We start from the raw sequence: 1,119 nt of genomic DNA, 5'->3' as shown, positions 1-1,119 counted from the left end.
CAACCCTGCACGCCTCGCGCTCATCACCCGTCAACGACACGGTCCCCGCAACCTCCAGAATGTCTGGGTGTTGCGGGGACCGTTAGAACCCGAGCGTCCGGGGAGGGGCCTCCTCATGTCCGTACGTCGCCGTCAGCACTTCTCCCTCAGGGAGTGCAGGTGCGCGCTGGAGCGACGGGCGAAGGTGAAGGACTCGGCCGGGTTGTCGTGCTCGGCCTGCCAGTGGTGGGCCATGCGGTGGCCGCGCAGCCGGGTCACGGCGGAGATGAAGCGCTGGTAGTCGATGTCGCCGTCGCCGACGTCGGTCATGTTGTAACCGTAGGGGTTCGACGGGTCGCTCTCGCCGTCCTTCACGTGGAAGAGCGGGTAGCGGTCGGGCTGCCGCAGGACGTAGTTCAGCGGCTCGAAGGGCGCGGGCGTGCCGTCGGGCCGCTGGGAGAAGCGGAACTGGCCCACGTACGCCCAGTAGATGTCCATCTCCAGGTGGACCAGGTCCGGATCGGTCTCCTTGAGCAGGATGTCGTAGAGGCGGACCTTGGGGTTGTCGGTGGCGAAGGAGAACTCCTCGGAATGGTTGTGCTGGTAGAACTTCATGCCGCGGGCCCTGGCCGCCGCGCCGTAGGTGTTGAAGTCCTCGGCGGCACGCTTCCAGGCGTCGACGGTCGAGCCGTAGCGGAACGGGCCGGAGGCCGTGCCGATGTGCTTGAGGCCGAGGGCCTGGGCGTCGTCGAGCACCTTGGCAAGGTTCTGGGCGAACGTGTAGGCGCCCGGGTCGTCGGAGTAGTAGCCGACGTGGCTGCCGATCGGGTTCAGGCCGTGGTTACGGGCCAGCCGCTTGAGCTGGGCGAGCGTGATGGGCCCGGCGGAGCCCTGGGTGTAACCGGCGAACTCGACCTCGTCGTAGCCGTACCGCTCCAGTTCGGCGAAAACGGGTCCGAAGCCCAGGGTGGAGACCTTGTCGCGCAGGCTGTAGAGCTGGATGCCGAGGCGGCCGGGCGGCAGGACGGGCCGGCCGCGGCCCTTGGCGGGGGCGGCCAGGACGTGTTCGGCCAAGGCGACCGTGTCGTCGGTGACGCGCTTGCACAGGTCGGTCTGGTTGAAAGTCCGGGCGAGGTTTCC

1 protein-coding gene is annotated in these 1,119 nt (G+C 68.2%); it reads right to left on the bottom strand.

Features of this window, described 5'->3' with window-relative positions; translation table 11 throughout:
• Nucleotides 1–132 precede the first annotated feature (132 nt).
• Nucleotides 133–1,086: a sugar phosphate isomerase/epimerase gene (locus ABZ281_RS50235; RefSeq protein WP_356665608.1), complete on the bottom strand. Its 954-nt coding sequence runs from the start codon at nt 1,084–1,086 to the stop codon at nt 133–135.
• Nucleotides 1,087–1,119 lie beyond the last annotated feature (33 nt).

The sequence above is a fragment of the Streptomyces sp. NPDC006265 genome, from assembly GCF_040613555.1.
In the GTDB taxonomy this organism is placed as follows: domain Bacteria; phylum Actinomycetota; class Actinomycetes; order Streptomycetales; family Streptomycetaceae; genus Streptomyces.
This window is presented reverse-complemented; position numbering and strand designations above follow the sequence as displayed.